A 17936-nucleotide genomic window follows, 5' to 3' on the forward strand; every position below is an offset into this window, starting at 1 on the left:
CAAACCACCAGCATGAGCGAGAAAAAATTCCAGCCTTTCGTCAGCCCGGAGACGCAGATGAAAGAATTTACCTTCAAGGCCCTTCTGATGGGCAGCATCTTCGGCGTCCTGTTCGGCGCCTCGACCGTCTATCTCGCCCTTAAAGCCGGGCTGACCGTATCGGCGTCCATCCCGATCGCCGTACTCGCCATCACCCTGGGACGCAAGCTGTTCAGGACGACGATCCTGGAGAACAATATCATCCAGACCACGGGCAGCGCCAGCGAAAGCATCGCCGCGGGCGTCGTCTTTACGCTTCCGGGTTTTTTGTTTTTGTCTACGGCCGACGCCGCGAACTATTTTGACTACGCGGTGATCTTCATTCTTGCGGTGTTTGGCGGACTGCTGGGGACGCTGATGATGATCCCGCTGCGCCGGGCGCTGATCGTAAAAGAGCACGAAACCCTGCCTTACCCTGAAGGCACCGCCTGCGCTTCGGTGCTGAAGGCGGGGGAAAAAAGGCGGACATTTTGCAAGAACGGCTTTTAGCGGACTGGGTTTCGCCTTTATCTATGCCCTTTTTCCAGAAGATGTTCAAGGTCATCGCCGATACGCCGCTGTTCGACACGGTAAAGAGCAAGGGCCTTAATAAGATATTCCCTTCCGCACAGATATCCGCGGACATCACCCCCGAATATATGGGTGTGGGCTATATCATCGGTCCCCGCATCTCCGGATATTCTGGTGGCGGGCAGCATACTCAGCTGGCTTGTGCTGCAGCCTCTGCTCGCGTCTCTTGTGAGCCCCCTGCAGATCGCTCTCCAGCAGGTGAAGCTGGGCTACCTGAAAGATATCCATACCGCGGGCGGATACGGGGGCTGGGATCCCGTGAGCCAGGACCTTTGCGGACCCCGCCTCAGCGATCTACCGCAGCTATGTCCGTCTGATCGGCGCCGGTGCGGTGGCCATGGGCGGCTTCATTACGCTAATAAAGACTATCCCTACCATTGTATCTTCTTTTAAAGACAGCCTCGGTTCGGTAAAGGAAAAGGCGGCGACAGCCGTCTGCGGACCGAGAGGGACCTGAGCATAAAAGTTGTGCTGTTCGGCAGTATCGCGCTGATCTTCCTGATCGCCATGCTGAGCATTATTCCAGGCAATTCTTCTTCAACCGCCTCCTGATCGGCGTCCTGATAGTGGTCTTCGGGGCCTTCTTCGTGACCGTCTCGTCGCGCATCGTAGGTCTGATCGGCAACTCCAACAACCCCATCTCCGGCATGACTATCGCCACGGTGATGAGCACCTGTCTGATATTTCTTGCAGTAGGGTGGGGAGGAAAGGCTTATGAGGCCATGGCGCTGGTAGTCGGAGGTATGGTCTGTATCGCTGCCGCGAATGCCGGGGCGACCTCCCAGGACCTCAAGACGGGTTATCTCGTCGGTTCCACTCCCAAATACCAGCAAGCTGGCGTTATTTATCGGCGTCATCGTCTCTGCCATCGCGATCGGTTTTACGGTAAAGACGCTGGATATACCGAGTTCGGAGCTCGCCGCGAAAGGCATCCACCACGCCATCGGCAGCACGTATAACGCCCCGCAGGCGACCCTGATGGCCACTCTCGTCAAGGGTATCCTCTCGGGTAATCTGGACTGGAACTATGTTCTGGCCGGGGCCTTTCTGGCACTGGTCATGGAGCTTTGCGGAGTGAGGGCGCTGAGCTTTGCGATCGGTGTTTATTTGCCGTTGTCTACCACCCTGCCGATATTCTGTGGAGGAGCGATCCGGGGAGCGGTCAATCATTTTAAGAAGAAAAGAGGAGAGACGGCCGGGAAAGAGGGGGAGGAAGATCTGGAAAAAGGCAATCTCTTTGCAACGGGGCTGGTGGCCGGGGGCTCGCTGATGGGTGTGCTGTTCGCCTTCCTGAATATCCCTGAAAAGGTAAAGGAGCTGATCGGCAGGCTGAGTGCCGAAAAATTCCTGGTCGGGGCGATGGGGGATACGGGATATTATATCCTGGGGGTGGTCTTCTTTGCCGTGATGGGTTTTGCGCTCTTCAGGACGGGGATGTCGAAGGAGGAAACGGTGAACGCGGATTTTGAATCGAAGAGATTTTAGGGGATGGTGATGGTGGATGATCCTGGACGGATAGTGACGAACGACGATCCTAGAGTTTGCGGATGGCGACGATATAGACGACGCGGAAGCTGGGCGCCGGCGATGCCGAGCTGCTTCATCCCTCCTGTGTTCACGATCTTCAGCGCGACCGCCGTATTGATATCTTTTTGCTGGTACTCGGCGGGCAGGTTGATGGGAACGACGTTCTCTTTGCTGTCATCCAATTTGATATAGATGCCCATGCCATCGGCGGCAGGATCGCCGCCATCGACGACGTGTGCTTTGACTTCAGATATATTGGCTGGGGCGCTCTTCTGGCAGCCGGCGAATACGGCCAGCAGAACCGTCAGCGTAAGCAGGAGACCGGGTATTTTTTCATGGAGGGGTGTGTATGATCAAATGACACGGCAATTTACTCAACCGTTGCACGCCAAAATGTTAAAAGGGCCTGCCGGGGGTAGTTGGGGGACTGGCGGTGGGCTAAATCCACCAAACGGGGATTTCCCGGAGGGGAGTGGTTCGCGGAGTGAGCTCTGCGGGGAGTGCGGCCTTATTCACGGGAGTGGTTGATCCGAGGCGTGGGGGCTGGCTGATCCGGGGGAGGGGGAGTTAGTTCATTTTGAATGGAACGATCATCTCGAAGATGGGGATATTCACTTCGAAGTTCTTCTTGTTGTTGAGGTTCTCCATCGTATAGGAACCATACATCTTCCCCATTTCGGTGCGGAGGTTGCAGCCGCTGACGTACTGGTAGCGTTCGCCGGGCTGGAGGATGGGCTGGACGCCTACGACGCCCTCTCCTTCGACCTCCCGGTAGCTGCCGTTGCTGTCGAAGATATGCCAGTGACGGCGATGAAGTTTGACGGAGAAATTGTTGTGGTTTTCGATCGTGATGCGATAGGCGAACATGTACTCACCGGAAATTGGGTTGGAATAGTCTGGCTGGTAGAAGGTCTCTACGCTCACTTCCATTCCTTCGGAGATCTTGTTTGCCATCTAACCAATTTTTTCTAAAGTTAATCAAAATAGGCACAAAATCTTAACCTAATTTTGCGTCCGAACCACCCCTGCAGTTTTGCAGATTTTAGCATAAACCCCCGCTGCCTCTGAGAGTTATCGAGGCTAAAACAAATACAAAAAATTCAACATATGAAGATCGCAGTTGCAAAAGGAGATGGAATCGGCCCGGAGATAATGGACGCAGTGCTCGGCATTTTTAAGGCGGGAAAGGTCCCCCTCGAATATGAAATGGTAGACATGGGAAAATGGGTTTTCGACAGGGGTTTCTCCAACGGCATGACACCGGAAGCCAAACACACCATAGAAGAACTGGGGATCCTCTTCAAGGGGCCCATGGAGACGCCGAAAGGAAAGGGCGTGAAGAGCGTGAACGTGACGGCGCGAAAGACCTGGAATACCTATGCGAACAAACGGGTGTTTCAGACCCTCCACGGCGTCGACACGGTGTTCTCGCGTGCGGGCATACCGATCGACATCACGATCGTCCGGGAGAATATCGAAGACACTTATGGAGGCATTGAGCATATGCTGACGCAGGACGTCGCGCTGAGCCGCCGCTTTATCACGCGGCCGGGCAGCCTGCAGGTGATCAAATATGCCTTCGAGATGGCCAAAAAGAACGGCGCCCGCCGCATTACCTGCGGGCACAAGGCCAATATCATGAACGCTGACGGACGGTCTCTTTCTCGAGTGCTTTCAGGAGGTCGCTAAGGAATATCCCGAACTGAAAGCCGACGATATCATCGTAGACGATCTGGCCATGAAGCTGGTGGTCAGGCCGCAGGAGTTCGATGTGGTTGTCCTGACCAATCTCCAGGGCGATATCATCTCCGACCTCTGTGCGGGTCTCGTCGGAGGACTGGGCTTTGCCCCTTCGGCCAATATCGGAGACCATATTTCTATTTTCGAAGCCGTCCACGGGACCGCTCCCGATATTGCCGGCAAGAACATCGCCAATCCGACGGCGCTGCTGCTCAGCGGAATCTCGATGCTTCGCCACCTTGGCCTGATGGAAAACGCCGCGATCATCGAAAACGCCCTGCTATATACGCTGGAACAGGGAATCCACACGGGCGACTTCGGCGACAAGAGTAGTCCCTCGCTGAATACGACCGCATTCGCGGATGCGATCGTCGCGAACTTCGGCAAGACGCCGCAGCATATGGCCAAGCCCCTGCTGCCGAACATGCCCGTTACAACCACCGAATTCAAGTTGTCCCGCAACGAAATGATGGTTTCGGAAGAGACGCAGAACGAATTCATCGTGGGCGTCGACCTCTTTATCGAGAGCCCGGAACAGCCCGAATTTATCGCAAAAAATGCCAGCGGCACGCGGGTGTCAAGTTCAACCTCATCAACATCAGCAACCGGGGAACGCAGGTGTGGCCCACGGGTTCGGTATACACCAATCTGGTGAATCAGTACAATGTCCGGTTTGAAAGCATCGACGGCAGTCCGCTGAACCAGCAGGATGTACTTGGGCTCTACGTCAGTCTGAGCGGCGATTTCAAGATCTGTTCTTCCGAGCTGCTGAATATGTGGGGGAATAAAAAGGCTTACTCTCTCGCGCAGGGACAGTAAATAAGTCATATAGGTATCGCCGCGGCTCAGCATCCGCGGTCTTTTGGCATGGAATTAGTGGAAACTACCTGCTTACCGGTCAGTTCATGGCCACCTGATTCCCATATAAGTATCTACCCTTCTCCGTTCCCTCGCGATTTTGGAAAACGAATGGCATGTGTCCCTGCGTGTCTACTCCTATTCTAAGCCCCATAAAAACAAAAAAGCTTATCATGCGCGAATTGTACAAGTTCTGCCGGGCGGTTGTCTGTATCTTACTCTTTATCCCGATGCCCTCCCTCCTTTTTTCCCAGGCGAAGCGGACGCTTACCGCCTTTCCGGGTACAACGATCGATACCTATATTCACGGTTTCTATGTCTCTCTGCCTGCCAGCTATGGTACGGGCAGTAAGAGCTATCCATTGCTGATATTTCTGCACGGCATCGGAGAGGTTGGCGACGGCAGCGCCTCGCAGCTGCCCGCTGTGTTGCGCAACGGACCGCCCATGCAGATCAACCAGCAGGTGAACAATAACACCGACGCCCATTTTCCGGACCCGGTAGTGGTGAATGGCAACAGCTATGAATTTATCGTGATCGCTCCCCAGATAGCGACGCAGCCGGATCAGAACGGGGCTGAGCAGGCGATGGTCGACGATATCATCAACTATGCGAGCAGCCACTGGCGGGTCGACGCGTCCAAGATATCCCTTACGGGTCTTAGCATGGGTGGCGGAATAGCCATCGAATATCCGGGGCAGTCGGCTACTCTTTACGGAGTAAAGCTGGCGAGCCTGCTGGGGGTTGCGGTATCTTCCTTCAATGCTTCGGACAGGACAAAAGAGATCGCCGCCGCCCATTTGCCGGTATGGCTGACGGTCAATCAGGGCGATCCCACGGGTCCCTACTCTTACACTATCGGGTACGTCGATCAGCTGAATGCCCTCAGTGCCGATCCCGCTCCGCTGGAGACCATATTTCCGGTGTCCGGCCACGGCGGCTGGGTGGATACCTACGGCGCTCCGACGGACGGCAGCGGCGCTCATCCGGGCATCACCAACAGCGCCGGTCAGAATGTCTATCAGTGGATGGCACAGTACAAAAGGGTGGGCAGCAATGTCGTTATAGACGCCGGCGCGCAGCCCCTACCCGTAACCTGGGGGCCCTACTCCGCCAGGCTTAGCGGGGGCACTGTAACCGTAAACTGGTCGACCTTGCAGGAACAGAATAACCGATATTTTATCGTTCAGCGTTCCGCCGACGGAAAATCCTTCGCCAGCCTCGATACGACGGCGGCGGCCAATACTCCGCACGACTATACGTATGTGGACGAAACTCCCCTTGCGGGCACCAGCTACTACCGGATCATACAGACAGACCTCGACGGCAGGAGCGACTATTCGGGCGTCATGCGCATAAATAGCTCAGGTTCAGAACAGCTGTCGCTAAAACCCAATCCCACGGCGGGGCTCGTCTATCTCGAAATGATGAACGCCGATCTGGGACGACTGGAACTGAGCATCACGGATGCTGCGGGCAGGACGATGCGCAAATGGTCCTACGATAAACAGACCCTGTACTGGATGCAGGCGATCAACACCGGTAGTTTGCCCGCGGGTACCTATTATCTGACTATCAGGGGCCCGAAGACCCGAACGGTCCGCAGCTTTGTCAAAAAGCAACAGTAACGGGAATCATAACACAGAAGTAAGTAAGGGACTCCCGCAGGGGAGTCGCCGATGGAGACCGTCTGCAACGGCCCTGCCAGCAGGTGCCTGGCATGGAATTAGCGGGATAGATTCTACTCACGGGCCCGTTCCAGGGCTGCGCATATCCCACTAAAATCTGATTCCGGGCCAATTTTATCCGTTAAATGAACAGCATGCGCGAATTGTACAAATTCTGCAGGGCATCCCTATGGCTGGTATTATTTATTCCGATGCCCCTGCTGATCTTCTGCCAGCCCAAGAGAACGCTGACTGCCATGGCGAGTACAACGATCGACACCTGGGTCCACGGCTACTATGTATCGCTGCCCGCCAACTACAGCACCAGCGGCAAGCGCTATCCACTACTGGTATTTATTCACGGGGAGGGTGAGATAGGCGATGGCAGTGCGAGTCAGCTGCCTGTCGTGCTGCGCGGCGGGCCTCCCATGCAGATCGATCAGCAGATCAACCATAACGTCGACGCCCATTTCCCAGATCCGGTAGTCGTCAATGGCAATACCTATGAATTTATAGTGATCGCGCCACAGATGACCATGCAGCCCAACCAGAACGGCCCTGAGCAGCAAATGGTAGACGATGTCATCAACTACGCCGCCAGCCACTACCGGGTCGACACCAGCAAAGTGTCCATCACCGGGCTTAGCATGGGCGGGGGTATCTCCATCGAATATCCGGGACAGTCCGCCAGGCTTTACGGCAGGAGGCTCGCGAGCATGCTGGGATGCGCGACGGCATCCTTCGACGCGCCGGACCGGTCCAAAGAGATCGCCAAGGCTCATTTACCGGTATGGCTGACGGTCAATTCCGGAGACAATACCGGCCCCTACACGTATACGATGGGCTATATCCACCAGCTGGATAGTTTTAATGCGAGCCCGAGGCCGATACTGACCGTATTCCAGGCTGCGGGGCACTATGGCTGGCTTCAGACCTATGGGGCTCCCGGCGTGCCGGGGTTAAAGACAGCACCAGCGGGCTCAATGTGTACCAGTGGATGGCGCAGTACCGGCGGGTAGGCGACAGCGTTGTGATCGACCAGGGGCCACCGACGGACTCGGTGCCGCCAATTGACTCGGTGCCTCCGATCGACTCTGTGCCTCCGGTTGACACGGTGTCTCCGCCGGTAACGCCGCCTCCTCCGACGACACCGCCGCCGACCACGCCACCTGTGACGCCGCCGCCAACTACTCCACCTGCGACTCCTCCCCCGACGACGCCACCCACAACGCCGCCGGCAACTCCTCCGCCTCCGGCCGTCCGCCGGTGACCTGGGGACCATGCAGCGTCACTCCCGATGGAAAAGCGGTGACGGTCAACTGGTCGACACTGCAGGAACAGAACAACGACTATTTTATCGTGCAGCGTTCCGTCGACGGGAATTCCTTTACCAGCATCGATACGACGGCCGCGGCCAATGTTCCGCACGCCTATAGCTATATGGATCAGGTCCCTTTGTTGGGGGCGAGCTATTACCGTCTGGTGCAGGTGGCCATGGACGGAAGCACCAGCTATTCGGACACCATGAGCATAACCGTTGCCGGCGATGTGCAGGTGTCGCTCGGTCTGAGGCCCAATCCGTCAACCGGCATCGTCTATCTCGAAATGACGAACGCGGACCAGGGGAAGATAGAGGTGAGTATCGCGGACGCGTCGGGGAGGCCGCTGCGAAAATGGGTTTTTGACAAGCAGGGTCTCAATTGGGTGCAGACGATCAGCACGGCCGGCTTGCCGGCGGGCACCTATTATATGAATGTAAAGGGACCGAATAGCCGCGCGGTGCGGGCTTTTATAAAAGCTCAGGAGTAGGAGGTGCCGCGGCTGATGCTGTCCGAGAGGTGGATGAGGATCAGTACGCCGAAGAAGACGAAGAGAAAAAGGCTTAGAAAATGGATGGACCGCCAGCGCCGTTCGTCCGCCAGTTTGTTCGCCATTCTCGCCCGTACGTAGAGGAAAAAGGAAACGATTGCGACGACGCCACAGGCGATACAAAGGATGATATACAGGGAGAACATCAAATGCGTTTGGTCGACGTGTATCCGTTCTTCAGCAGCCACTGGGTTATCTTATCCCGCTGGTCGCCCTGGACGATGATCTCTCCGTCCTTCACCGAGCCGCCCGTGCCGCAGTGGGTTTTCAGCTTTTTTCCCAGGTCTTCGAGGTCGTCCTTTTTTCCGGCGAATCCGGTGACGAGGGTAACGGCCTTGCCAGCGCGCTGGCGTGTGTCCAGAATGACGCGCAGCCGTTGTTGTTTGGCGGGCAGCGTCTCCTCAGCGGGGGCGTCCTCTTCCATCCGGAAACCGGGGTCCGTAGAATAGATGATCCCGCCTGAACCTGTTTTCTTCTTGCTCATACTATTTGTAGATTACCGCCTTCAGGCTCATGTCCAGGCTGCGGGCCTGGTGAATGAGCGCGCCGACGCTGATATAGTCTACGCCGGTGCGGGCGTAGTCTTCGATATTGTTCAGGTTGATACCGCCGCTGGCTTCCGTCTCATAGCGGTCGCCGATAAGCGAAAGGGCTTCGGCCAGAAGGCGCGGGGTAAAATTATCCAGCATGATCCTGTCGACCTTGCCTATGGCCAGCACCCTTCTCACTTCGCCGAGATTGCGGGTCTCCACCTCGATCTTCAGCTGCGGCTTGTGCGCCTGGCGGTATGCGCTGGCTTTTTCGATCGCCGCCTCCAGGCTGCCCGCGTAGTCGATATGGTTGTCCTTCAGCATGATCATGTCGTAGAGGCCGAACCGGTGGTTGATACCTCCGCCGATACGGACGGCGTCTTTTTCGAGCAGGCGGAAATTGGGTGTGGTCTTGCGGGTGTCCAGGACCCGGGTCTTATATTTCTGGAGCTTGTCGACGTACTGGCGGGTAAGGGTTGCGATCCCGCTCATCCGCTGCATGCAGTTCAGGATAAGCCGCTCGCACTGCAGTATCGTAGGGACGGTCGCTTCGGCGACGAAGGCTTCTTCGCCGTCGCGCATGACGTCGCCGTCCCGCTTGTATGCAGTGAACTTCGAGCCGGGCTCTTTCATCTTCAGTATTTTTTCGGCTATTTCCATCCCGGCGAGTATTCCGTCCTGTTTGATGTGCAGGACGGCCTTGCCACGGGCGTCGGGCGGTATACAGGCCAGCGTGGAGTGGTCGCCATCGCCGACATCCTCCTTCAACGCGTTTTGGACAAGTAGCTGCAGTTGCTCGTCAAAGAAATTAGGCATGCGGCAAAGCTACGGAAAAAATTAGGGCCCGGCCAGTTGGCCGGGCCCTGCTAATAGGTGCTTCTTTATTGGTTGGTTATTCTGATCTATTGGTTGTTCTGGAACCTGAGTTCCTGCAGATATTGTTTGTCCCCTTTTTGTTTGATAAAGATCGTCGTCCGGTAGTCGCCATTTCTCGTCTGCAAAACTCCTACACAAAACTCAGATCCGCCGTTGGTGCCCTTGCGTTTGACCAGGAAATTTCTAACTCCATTGGTACTGAAGAAATCGCGGATGATCATTTCGGCCTGTATTTTACTGTATGTGTCACTTTTATCCGGAAGACATATATCAACCCTATTGTCCAGAAATTGTCCAAGCTGGCCGGCGTTACCCGCGCGCATGGCATATGTTATTTCGTCAAGCGTATACAGAGGGCGGAAAGAAACCAGGACCAACGATAGCGAGAGAACCGCCAACCCAAGTATGCTTTTCATATAATAGAATATTAGTCGCCCTGCTTAATACCAATTATATGCCAAACTGTCGGAATAGCTAAAAATTCCACTAAAAGGGCAGATTCGGACGAAGCCCCTACCTTTGCGGCGTCAGGAAACAAGTAAAAAAGCTGTCTTTTATGCCAAACGCCAAAAAAGTTATACTGGTCATCATGGATGGATGGGGCCTCGGACAACAAAGCTCGTCAGACGCCATCCAGAACGCCAGGGTGCCCTTCGTCAGTTCGTTATACGCCAAATATCCCAATACGACCCTCGTCACCTATGGCGAAGAGGTAGGGCTTCCGGAGGGCCAGATGGGCAATTCCGAGGTCGGCCACCTGAACCTTGGCGCGGGACGCATTGTCAATCAGGAGCTGCAGCGCATCAATGTGGCCATCCGCGACGGTTCGTTCGCGAAAAACGAGACCCTGCTGGCGGCGATCCGCGGTGCCGTAAAAGACGGCAAACCCCTCCACCTCCTCGGTCTGGTCAGCGATGGCGGTGTACACTCCCATACCAGCCATCTGAAGGCCATCGTGGACACCTGTGTGACAGAAGGCCTTAAAGACGTGTATATCCATGCTTTTACCGACGGCCGGGATACCGATCCCAAAAGCGGTCTGGGCTATGTCCGGGACCTCCAGAAGCACCTCAACGCCACCACCGGCAAGATCGCCACGGTAAGCGGCCGGTACTATGCGATGGACCGGGACAAACGGTGGGAGCGCGTAAAGCTGGCCTATGACGCCCTGGTGAACGGCGCCGGCCCGAAAGCCACCGATGCGCTTGCGGCCGTCGAATCCTCCTACGCACAAGGTATAACCGACGAATTCATCAAGCCTACCGTCGTCGTCGGATCGGACCAGCTGCCTCTGGCGACTATAAAGGACGGGGACTATGCGATCTGCTTCAATTTCCGTACCGACCGCTGCCGCGAGATCACGGAGGTCCTTACCCAGAACGATATACCTGAGCAGGGTATGAAGAAGCTCTCTATCCACTATACGACGATGACCCAGTACGATGCAAAATTCAGGGGCGTCAGCGTCGTCTTCGAGAACGACGACCTGAAGAACACCATCGGCGAGATCATTGCGGGCAAGGGGCTGAAGCAGATACGAATTGCGGAAACGGAAAAGTATCCTCATGTGAGCTTCTTCTTCAGCGGGGGGCGCGAGACTCCTTTACAGGAGAGAACAGGATCATGGTCCCTTCGCCCAAGGTGGCTACCTACGACCTGAAACCCGAGATGAGCGCTGTCGAACTCACCGATGCGATCGTCCCCGAGATACAAAATAAAACGGCCGATTTTATCTGCCTCAACTATGCCAATGCCGATATGGTCGGTCACACGGGGGTATGGGAAGCGGCGATCAGAGCGGCCGAAACGGTCGACCAGTGTGTGCGCCGCGTCGTGCAAGCCGCGCTTGACAATGGTTATACGGTGTTTTTGACGGCGGACCACGGGAATGCCGACTATATGGTGAACGCCGACGGCAGTCCCAATACGGCCCATACGATGAACCCGGTGCCCTTTTTTATCATCGACGCGGACTACAAGGGCGCTATCCGCCCTGGCAAGCTGGGGGATCTTGCGCCTACCATTCTGACAATGATGGGGTTAGAAATACCTAAGGAAATGACGGGAAATGTCCTGATCGGATAGACCCGACAGAACCCCGGGAACCGGGAGCATGGCGGGAAACGGGGGGATCCTGCGAAACGGGAGCAGCCCGCGAAATATAGGAGTACGGCCAATTTTTACCGGTGGCTGTACTCCTTCTTTTTTTAGCATACGCAGCTTTACCTCGTTAAAATTGTCTAAATTACAGGGCAACCAATTACGGTTATTGTATGACCGAAGAAGCCATCCTACAAGGCTGTTTAAAAAATGAGTCGGCTGCTCAGCGTGAGCTGTACAACAGGTACAGCCCGAAGATGTTGGCCGTTTGTTACCGGTTCGCCCACAACAGGGAAGATGCGGAGGATATGCTGCAGGAGGGATTTATAAAAGTATTTTCCCAGATACACACCTTTCAGAACAAAGGTGCTTTTGAGGGCTGGATCAGGCGGATCATTGTACATACCTGTATCAACAACCTCAAAAAAATAAACGATTCAACGAGAGTCTGGATATCGTACACGCACACGGCGTCCAGGTTCGTGAAGAAAGCGTACCGTCGATAGTACAGGCCAAGCAGGTAGTCGAATGTATCCGGCTTCTGCCCATCGGATACCGGACCGTCCTCAACCTGTACGCGATAGAAGGCTATTCTCACAAGGAAATTGCCGATATGCTGGACATCGAAGAGAGCACCAGCCGGTCGCAATACACCCGGGCCAAACAGATGCTGGAAGATATCCTGATCAAAAAGAAAATACTACCCAAACCACGGGAGAAGTCCGAATGGCTCGTCGCAATTCGCTAACCGTTTCGATAAGTATCCAAATCCATGAAAACATCCCTAAAACTGATTGACAAATGAAGGAGAGCAACTTCTATAGTGACGATTTTGAGCAGCTGATCAGGGAAAAGACAGAGCAATACAAAATGTACCCTTCTGAAAAAGTATGGAAAGGGGTTCACGGCTCACTGCACACTAAAAGAAAGTGGTTCATAGGAAGTATGGCTCTGCTGGTTGGAGGTATTCTGTTCTTCGCCGGCAGGGAGCTGATAGCCCCCTCTGCACATCCTGTATTGGCTACGAAAGGTCTTGCCGCCAGTGATTCCGGAGCAGCCCTTTCCAGGATCGTATTGCCCGCCTCTACTCACCGTCATCCAGCCCTCGCAGCTCTCCACGCTCCCAATAATACGACGCCCGCCGCGCGCCACTACAACGGCGCCGACGACCCCACGGGCAACGAAGACAACCAGTCCCCGAAAGGAATCACTATAACGCTCAGCAATCTGGTGATCAGTCAGCCCGATCTTTCTGAATTCCTGAGCCGTGCCGTTGCGCTTCCCGACCATGCCCCGGCTATACCCGTCATCGCTGCAAAGACAATCATTCCGGCCGGTGGCGGTTCATCCGATGCGGCAGCCGCGCGTCTTACCCGCGGCGGTTCCGAGCCTGAGCAGCGCGGCGCTGCGGCCGACGCGACGGACGATATAACGGCACAGAGCGTCCTCGAAAGCCTCAGTGCGAGGACGGAAGTACAGGCCCGCAACAAGCGCGACCTGGCCCATATCCGATCGGGCAACTCGTCCCTTGCGAAGGGGAGGCTCGCCGACTCGGCGTCCGGCGCTACGAGGGCTTCTGCCACCGCGATCGCGGAATCGGGCGACCGGGCGCGCATCAACTGGCTCCACGACTATGCTTTGTATACGCTGGCTGTCTCGCAGCGCCAGTCCAGAACCTATTTCCAGCTGACGCTGTCTCCCACGGTCAACTACAGGTCGCTGTCTGGTGGAGACTACGGCCTCAGCAAATATAGCGGCCCGGCAAACCTCGTGCATACCGGCGACGCACAACGATATGTCGACCATTCGCCCGCGCTGGGCTTCCAGGTCGGCGGCAGCGTCCTGTACCGCGTGACCCGCAACCTCTCCATCAAGGGCGGGCTGCAGTTCAATTTCAGCCGCTACATGATCAAGGCATATGCCACCAACGACCCGCAGCCGGCTACCATCACCCTGAGCTCGTACTACGGCTATGTGATGGACTCCCTCACAGCTTATACGAGGATGGGCAATTTCGGCGGCAGGACGCAGGAGACTTTCAGCAACGACTACTACCAGCTGTCGGCCCCTGTCGGCTTCGAACTGAGGGTCCTGGGCAACGAAAGGCTGCAGTTCAATATCGGCGCCACCATACAGCCGAGCTATCTGCTCAATACCAACGCCTATATGCTCAGCTCGGACTACCAGAGCTATCTGAAAGCGCCGACGCTCTTCAGGCGCTGGAATATCAACGGCGGAGTGGAGGCCTTTATGACCTACAAGCTCAATGGCGTGACGCTCCAGGCGGGCCCCGAGTTCCGCTACCAGCTGCTTTCCACCTATACCAACCAGTACCCCATCACGGAAAACCTGAAGGGGTTCGGGTTCAAGCTCGGTATAGTGAAAGAACTACCATAGTCGTACCTTTGCGGCATGAAATATCTCTTTGTGTTCTCCCTCGTCCTGGGGCTGGCTTGTGGCTCGTGCAACAATCATCAGCAGCCAACGGTCCGGACCATTCAGGACTCCCTGCCAGCTAACGATACCTCCAACACCTTTTTCCCGGTTGCCGAATATCTGGAAACAGAGATCCTGCACGTCGATTCCGTCCCGATGGCGCTGAAGAAATACACCACCATCAACAACAGGACCGACTCCGTCTTCATCGAGGTACCGGAGTTCAACAGCCTGGCCAAGCGGTTCCTGCCGCAGGAGCTACACGACGGGCGTTTTGAAAAGGATTTTACTGAAAGCTCATTTATGGACAAGTCCACGCAGTCCATCATTTTCACCTATTCGAGCACGGTAAAGGAACTCCCACTTGCAACGCGTAGACGTAACGACGGTTACCCACAACGGGTCGCAAAAAGTAAGGAGCATCTATCTCGAAAAGAGCTATAGTTCCGGCGACAGCCTGATCACCGAAAAAGATGTACTGGCGCGCCGGAAAAAACTTTCAGATCGTCACCATGGCTGCGCCGAAGGGCAGGCCCAGCGTCGAGCAATTGCTGAAAGTAGTCTGGGACGAAGAAGAAGAGAATTAGAAGAAGACAATCAAACATGACAGCAGAACAGTTCAGTCAGATCGCCCATACCATCCCGCTCAGTCCCGGGATCTATAAATATTTCGACGAGAAGGACGAACTCGTATACGTCGGAAAAGCCAAAAGCCTGCGCAAGCGGGTGAGCTCTTATTTCTCCAAAACCTTCACCAGCTATAAGACCTACGAGCTGGTGCAGCGGATCCGCCGCATCGAATTTACTATCGTGAATTCCGAGCAGGACGCTTTTTTGCTGGAAAATTCGCTGATCAAGCAGTTCCAGCCAAAATTCAACATCAACCTAAAGGATGACAAGAGCTATCCTTTCATCGTCATCAAAAATGAACCTTTTCCGCGCGTATTCCTGACGCGCCGGAAGATCAGCGACGGGTCGGAATATCTCGGTCCCTTTACGTCCGTGGGAAGAGTCCGCGAGCTGCTGGACCTGGTAAAGAGCAATATCCAGCTGAGGACCTGTCAGCTGAATCTCTCCGACGCCCAGATAAAAAAGGGCAAGTACAAGGTCTGTCTCGAGTACCATCTCGGCAACTGCAAGGGTCCGTGTGAAGGGCTGCAGACCAATGAGGACTACCGGGAAGGGCTGCTTCAGCTGAAGAATATCCTGAAAGGCAATCTGGGTCCGCTGATGCAGGAGTTCAAAAAGGAAATGCGGGATCATGCCGACAGGCTCAATTTCGAAAAAGCCGAACAGACCCGCAAAAAGCTGCTGCATCTCGAAAACTATGAGGCGCGGTCGGTGGTAGTGAGCAGGCATCTGAGCAATGCGGACGTCTTCTCCATCGCCCGGGACGGCGACCTGGCCTATGTCAACTATCTTATGGTCGAAACAGGCACGATTGTCCAGACGCACACCACGCAGGTGGAGACGCACCTCGAAGAGTCCGACGAAGAAGTGCTTGCCTTTACGGCGGCGCAGCTGCGCGAGACCTTCAACAGTCTGTCAAAAGAGCTTATACTGCCCTTCCCTATCGATTTTCCGGAGGAAGGCGTCGTGCAGACTATCCCCAAAGGAGGGGACAAAAAGAAGCTGCTTGAGCTGTCGGAGAAGAACGTGGGTTATTTCAGGGAAGAGCTGCGGAAGAAAAAGATCCTGCAGCTGGAGGGGAAGACTTTGGACGAGCGCAAGCAGGTGCTCTATCAGCTGATGGAAGACCTGCAGCTGGCGGAGTTACCGGTGCATATCGAGTGTTTCGATAACTCGAATTTCCAGGGCAGTTATCCTGTATCGGCGATGGTCTGTTTTCGGGATGGGGTAGAGAGCAAAAAAGACTATCGTCACTACAATGTGAAGACGGTGGAGGGCATCAATGACTTCGCTACGATGAAGGAAGTGGTACACCGGCGCTACAGGAGGCTGCTCGACGAGCAGCAGTCGCTGCCGCAGCTGGTGATCATCGACGGCGGCAAAGGCCAGCTGGGAGCGGCTATGGAGAGCATCACCGATCTCGGGCTGACGGGCATGATGACTGTTGTAGGGCTCGCGAAGAATGAAGAGGAGATCTTTTTTCCGGGCGACACAGAGTCTATCAAGCTGCCTTATAACAGCGACAGTCTGCATCTGGTGCGTCGGATCCGGGATGAGGTGCACAGGTTCGGGATCACGTTTCACCGGCAGAAAAGGAGCAAGGGAACGTTCACGAACGAGCTGGAAAAGATAGAAGGTATTGGGAAGAGGACGGCCGATCAGTTGCTAAAACAGTTTCGTTCTGTCAATAAGATCAAGCAGTTAAGTGAGGAGGAGCTTGCGGCTGTGGTAGGGCCGGCGAAGGCGAAGTTGATTTTTGAGCATTTTACTCCTCCGGCTAAGCCGTCGGCGATGTAGTGAGGAGGGCAAAAAAAGGGGCCCGGATAGACATCCAGCCCCGTTTTTAAAATCCAATATCCTATGAAAAACCATTGTAAAAGTAGTAAAAAGAATTTTATTCAGCAATACCCGCTTTTGGGTATTTTTAAAAAAAATATTTTGTAATAACTAATTAATTTATAGTTACTTAATTAAGGGATAAACAAAACGGGCGCTGTCTTCAGACAGCGCCCGTTTCTTGAAATTATATGGGTCTCTTAGTACGACCAGAGGTCCTGTTCGTAGTTGAAGATCTTTTCTTTAATGTTCTCTCCTTCGAGGAGGCGAAGGATGTCGTCCTTGATATAGCCGGCTATATAGTTATCGCCGGGGTTATCGATGGTGGACTTGATGATTCGGCTGGCGAACATGCGGCTTTCGAACAGTTCTTCCCAGCTCATGCGGGCGCCGAAGTTCTTGCCGTTGTAGGCTTCATATTTGGCGAGGATGGGGCGAAGATCGGGGTAGTAGACCCAGAAGATGGGTACAACACCGCGGAGTGTACCGTCGGCATTTTTGACGGCCTTTTCCGGGGCGATACCCAGGATGCGGACGTGCAGACGGGAGGACTCCTTATCGAATACCCACTCTTCTTTTATCTGATAGCGTTCGATGCCTTCCGGGTCGAATTCTTCCTGGATCAGGGTGTCCTTGGTCAGGCCTTTGGAGCCATCGGGGTCAGCCACCGGATCGGGGATGGAGATGGTGTGAGGGGGAGCGACTGTGTTGTTGGCGATCTGGGTGAAGGTCATCGGCGTGGAGAAGCGGTCGTCCTCGAAGGCCGTGATCTGACCAGACTTGATACCATTCAGCAGTATATAAATAAAGCGCTGGTTGCCATTGTCTTCCGTCGCCTTGTAGTTGAACGGAAGGTTCATCTTCTCGTGAACTTCGATCTCCTGCCATACGCGCTGGCGGTAGACGGCGTCGTCTTCGCGGATATGCTCGTAGGTCAGGGGAGTGCGATCCTTTACCAGATTACGTTCGATGATGGCATCGTTACGAAGGGACCGGCGGGGGGTATCGAGTTTGATATCCGCTGACATCACCTGGGCGGGCTTGGCTGTGTCCTTTACGGGAGCCACGGCCTGACTTGCCGCATCCTGGGTCTTTGTCGTCGCCTTTTTGGTAGCCGCAGGTTTCTTCTTCGCCGTACGCTTCTTAGCCTGCGCATCCGCAGCTCCTGAGATACAGGAGAACACCATCGCCAGAAGACATAATCTGATAAGCTGCTTTTTCATCTCATTCAAAGTTTAGAAAGATATGTCCGGCACAA

The 17936-nt window shown here is 54.9% G+C and carries 23 protein-coding genes and 1 pseudogene; 16 read left to right on the forward strand and 8 right to left on the reverse strand.

Annotated features, from left to right (window positions below):
• Nucleotides 1-12 precede the first annotated feature (12 nt).
• From ACQ86N_RS41890 to ACQ86N_RS41905, 4 genes are all read left to right on the forward strand, one after another.
• A complete protein-coding gene (locus ACQ86N_RS41890; RefSeq protein ID WP_431212228.1) occupies nt 13-528 on the forward strand; it encodes an OPT/YSL family transporter in 516 nt (171 codons plus the stop codon).
• Between the two features lie 153 nt (nt 529-681).
• Nucleotides 682-1002, forward strand: a complete 321-nt coding sequence (locus tag ACQ86N_RS41895; RefSeq protein WP_431212229.1) for a hypothetical protein — start codon at nt 682-684, stop codon at nt 1000-1002.
• Between the two features lie 194 nt (nt 1003-1196).
• Nucleotides 1197-1568: an OPT/YSL family transporter gene (locus ACQ86N_RS41900; RefSeq protein WP_431217812.1), complete on the forward strand. Its 372-nt coding sequence runs from the start codon at nt 1197-1199 to the stop codon at nt 1566-1568.
• Complete coding sequence (locus ACQ86N_RS41905) at nt 1504-2094, forward strand: OPT/YSL family transporter (protein ID WP_431217813.1); 591 nt, start codon at nt 1504-1506, stop codon at nt 2092-2094. The genes ACQ86N_RS41900 and ACQ86N_RS41905 overlap by 65 nt, the downstream gene beginning before the upstream one ends.
• Here the strand turns inward: ACQ86N_RS41905 and ACQ86N_RS41910 are convergent.
• Both ACQ86N_RS41910 and apaG read right to left on the reverse strand, forming a co-directional pair.
• Nucleotides 2091-2336 (reverse strand): hypothetical protein, encoded by a 246-nt coding sequence (locus tag ACQ86N_RS41910; protein WP_431212230.1) that lies wholly within the window; start codon nt 2334-2336, stop codon nt 2091-2093. The two genes, ACQ86N_RS41905 and ACQ86N_RS41910, sit on opposite strands and share 4 nt — an antisense overlap.
• Before the next feature lie 367 nt (nt 2337-2703).
• On the reverse strand, nt 2704-3090 hold the full coding sequence (gene apaG, locus ACQ86N_RS41915) for a Co2+/Mg2+ efflux protein ApaG (protein ID WP_431212231.1): 387 nt from the start codon (nt 3088-3090) through the stop codon (nt 2704-2706).
• Nucleotides 3091-3243: 153 nt separating this feature from the next.
• Here apaG and ACQ86N_RS41920 point away from each other — a divergent pair, with 153 nt between their 5' ends.
• From ACQ86N_RS41920 to ACQ86N_RS41940, 5 genes are all read left to right on the forward strand, one after another.
• Entirely contained in the window at nt 3244-3825 is a 582-nt protein-coding gene (locus ACQ86N_RS41920; protein WP_431212232.1) for an isocitrate/isopropylmalate family dehydrogenase, read from the forward strand.
• Nucleotides 3826-3853: 28 nt separating this feature from the next.
• Nucleotides 3854-4531: an isocitrate/isopropylmalate family dehydrogenase gene (locus tag ACQ86N_RS41925; protein ID WP_431217814.1), complete on the forward strand. Its 678-nt coding sequence runs from the start codon at nt 3854-3856 to the stop codon at nt 4529-4531.
• Nucleotides 4474-4695, forward strand: a complete 222-nt coding sequence (locus ACQ86N_RS41930; protein WP_431217815.1) for a hypothetical protein — start codon at nt 4474-4476, stop codon at nt 4693-4695. Before ACQ86N_RS41925 ends, ACQ86N_RS41930 begins: the two co-directional genes overlap by 58 nt.
• A 212-nt stretch (nt 4696-4907) precedes the next feature.
• Nucleotides 4908-6362 carry a hypothetical protein gene (locus ACQ86N_RS41935; RefSeq protein ID WP_431212233.1) on the forward strand — a complete coding sequence of 485 codons (1455 nt, stop codon included), beginning with the start codon at nt 4908-4910 and terminating at the stop codon, nt 6360-6362.
• Between the two features lie 194 nt (nt 6363-6556).
• On the forward strand, nt 6557-7420 hold the full coding sequence (locus ACQ86N_RS41940) for a hypothetical protein (RefSeq protein WP_431212234.1): 864 nt from the start codon (nt 6557-6559) through the stop codon (nt 7418-7420).
• Between the two features lie 168 nt (nt 7421-7588).
• On the opposite strand, the gene ACQ86N_RS41945 is transcribed toward ACQ86N_RS41940, so the two are convergent.
• The gene (locus tag ACQ86N_RS41945; RefSeq protein WP_431212235.1) at nt 7589-7720 is read right to left on the reverse strand and encodes a hypothetical protein; all 132 of its coding nucleotides are present in this window, start codon (nt 7718-7720) and stop codon (nt 7589-7591) included.
• Here ACQ86N_RS41945 and ACQ86N_RS41950 point away from each other — a divergent pair.
• A complete protein-coding gene (locus ACQ86N_RS41950) occupies nt 7710-8210 on the forward strand; it encodes a T9SS type A sorting domain-containing protein (RefSeq protein WP_431212236.1) in 501 nt (166 codons plus the stop codon). The genes ACQ86N_RS41945 and ACQ86N_RS41950 overlap by 11 nt on opposite strands.
• Here ACQ86N_RS41950 and ACQ86N_RS41955 read toward each other — a convergent pair.
• From ACQ86N_RS41955 to ACQ86N_RS41970, 4 genes are all read right to left on the reverse strand, one after another.
• Nucleotides 8201-8416, reverse strand: a complete 216-nt coding sequence (locus ACQ86N_RS41955) for a hypothetical protein (RefSeq protein ID WP_431212237.1) — start codon at nt 8414-8416, stop codon at nt 8201-8203. The genes ACQ86N_RS41950 and ACQ86N_RS41955 overlap by 10 nt on opposite strands.
• A complete protein-coding gene (locus tag ACQ86N_RS41960) occupies nt 8416-8754 on the reverse strand; it encodes a translation initiation factor (protein WP_431212238.1) in 339 nt (112 codons plus the stop codon). The genes ACQ86N_RS41955 and ACQ86N_RS41960 overlap by 1 nt, the downstream gene beginning before the upstream one ends.
• 1 nt (nt 8755) lies before the next feature.
• The gene (nadC, locus tag ACQ86N_RS41965) at nt 8756-9616 is read right to left on the reverse strand and encodes a carboxylating nicotinate-nucleotide diphosphorylase (protein WP_431212239.1); all 861 of its coding nucleotides are present in this window, start codon (nt 9614-9616) and stop codon (nt 8756-8758) included.
• Between the two features lie 86 nt (nt 9617-9702).
• The gene (locus ACQ86N_RS41970; RefSeq protein ID WP_431212240.1) at nt 9703-10092 is read right to left on the reverse strand and encodes a DUF4783 domain-containing protein; all 390 of its coding nucleotides are present in this window, start codon (nt 10090-10092) and stop codon (nt 9703-9705) included.
• 173 nt (nt 10093-10265) lie between these two features.
• Between ACQ86N_RS41970 and gpmI the strand changes: the two are divergent.
• From gpmI to uvrC, 6 genes and pseudogenes are all read left to right on the forward strand, one after another.
• Nucleotides 10266-11761, forward strand: a pseudogene (gene gpmI / locus ACQ86N_RS41975) (2,3-bisphosphoglycerate-independent phosphoglycerate mutase).
• A gap of 188 nt (nt 11762-11949) precedes the next feature.
• Nucleotides 11950-12282 (forward strand): RNA polymerase sigma factor, encoded by a 333-nt coding sequence (locus ACQ86N_RS41980; protein WP_431212241.1) that lies wholly within the window; start codon nt 11950-11952, stop codon nt 12280-12282.
• A gap of 107 nt (nt 12283-12389) precedes the next feature.
• Nucleotides 12390-12524 (forward strand): hypothetical protein, encoded by a 135-nt coding sequence (locus ACQ86N_RS41985; protein ID WP_431212242.1) that lies wholly within the window; start codon nt 12390-12392, stop codon nt 12522-12524.
• Between the two features lie 53 nt (nt 12525-12577).
• Complete coding sequence (locus tag ACQ86N_RS41990) at nt 12578-14173, forward strand: hypothetical protein (RefSeq protein WP_431212243.1); 1596 nt, start codon at nt 12578-12580, stop codon at nt 14171-14173.
• 15 nt (nt 14174-14188) lie between these two features.
• Nucleotides 14189-14656 (forward strand): hypothetical protein, encoded by a 468-nt coding sequence (locus tag ACQ86N_RS41995; protein WP_431212244.1) that lies wholly within the window; start codon nt 14189-14191, stop codon nt 14654-14656.
• Between the two features lie 159 nt (nt 14657-14815).
• Entirely contained in the window at nt 14816-16639 is a 1824-nt protein-coding gene (gene uvrC / locus ACQ86N_RS42000; RefSeq protein WP_431212245.1) for an excinuclease ABC subunit UvrC, read from the forward strand.
• 239 nt (nt 16640-16878) lie between these two features.
• On the opposite strand, the gene gldN is transcribed toward uvrC, so the two are convergent.
• Entirely contained in the window at nt 16879-17901 is a 1023-nt protein-coding gene (gldN, locus tag ACQ86N_RS42005; RefSeq protein ID WP_431212246.1) for a gliding motility protein GldN, read from the reverse strand.
• Between the last annotated feature and the right edge of the window lie 35 nt (nt 17902-17936).

The organism is Puia sp. P3, assembly GCF_050632245.1.
GTDB lineage: Bacteria > Bacteroidota > Bacteroidia > Chitinophagales > Chitinophagaceae > Puia.

What these genes read in the sequence shown, in the direction of transcription:
- ACQ86N_RS41890 (WP_431212228.1), top strand. Translation starts at nt 13, where the DNA reads ATGAGCGAGAAAAAATTCCAGCCTTTCGTCAGCCCGGAGACGCAGATG.
- ACQ86N_RS41910 (WP_431212230.1), bottom strand. Translation starts at nt 2,336, where the DNA reads ATGGGCATCTATATCAAATTGGATGACAGCAAAGAGAACGTCGTTCCC.
- apaG (WP_431212231.1), bottom strand. Translation starts at nt 3,090, where the DNA reads ATGGCAAACAAGATCTCCGAAGGAATGGAAGTGAGCGTAGAGACCTTC.
- ACQ86N_RS41920 (WP_431212232.1), top strand. Translation starts at nt 3,244, where the DNA reads ATGAAGATCGCAGTTGCAAAAGGAGATGGAATCGGCCCGGAGATAATG.
- ACQ86N_RS41935 (WP_431212233.1), top strand. Translation starts at nt 4,908, where the DNA reads ATGCGCGAATTGTACAAGTTCTGCCGGGCGGTTGTCTGTATCTTACTC.
- ACQ86N_RS41940 (WP_431212234.1), top strand. Translation starts at nt 6,557, where the DNA reads ATGCGCGAATTGTACAAATTCTGCAGGGCATCCCTATGGCTGGTATTA.
- ACQ86N_RS41955 (WP_431212237.1), bottom strand. Translation starts at nt 8,416, where the DNA reads ATGTTCTCCCTGTATATCATCCTTTGTATCGCCTGTGGCGTCGTCGCA.
- ACQ86N_RS41960 (WP_431212238.1), bottom strand. Translation starts at nt 8,754, where the DNA reads ATGAGCAAGAAGAAAACAGGTTCAGGCGGGATCATCTATTCTACGGAC.
- nadC (WP_431212239.1), bottom strand. Translation starts at nt 9,616, where the DNA reads ATGCCTAATTTCTTTGACGAGCAACTGCAGCTACTTGTCCAAAACGCG.
- ACQ86N_RS41970 (WP_431212240.1), bottom strand. Translation starts at nt 10,092, where the DNA reads ATGAAAAGCATACTTGGGTTGGCGGTTCTCTCGCTATCGTTGGTCCTG.
- ACQ86N_RS41980 (WP_431212241.1), top strand. Translation starts at nt 11,950, where the DNA reads ATGACCGAAGAAGCCATCCTACAAGGCTGTTTAAAAAATGAGTCGGCT.
- ACQ86N_RS41985 (WP_431212242.1), top strand. Translation starts at nt 12,390, where the DNA reads ATGCTGGACATCGAAGAGAGCACCAGCCGGTCGCAATACACCCGGGCC.
- ACQ86N_RS41990 (WP_431212243.1), top strand. Translation starts at nt 12,578, where the DNA reads ATGAAGGAGAGCAACTTCTATAGTGACGATTTTGAGCAGCTGATCAGG.
- ACQ86N_RS41995 (WP_431212244.1), top strand. Translation starts at nt 14,189, where the DNA reads ATGAAATATCTCTTTGTGTTCTCCCTCGTCCTGGGGCTGGCTTGTGGC.
- uvrC (WP_431212245.1), top strand. Translation starts at nt 14,816, where the DNA reads ATGACAGCAGAACAGTTCAGTCAGATCGCCCATACCATCCCGCTCAGT.
- gldN (WP_431212246.1), bottom strand. Translation starts at nt 17,901, where the DNA reads ATGAAAAAGCAGCTTATCAGATTATGTCTTCTGGCGATGGTGTTCTCC.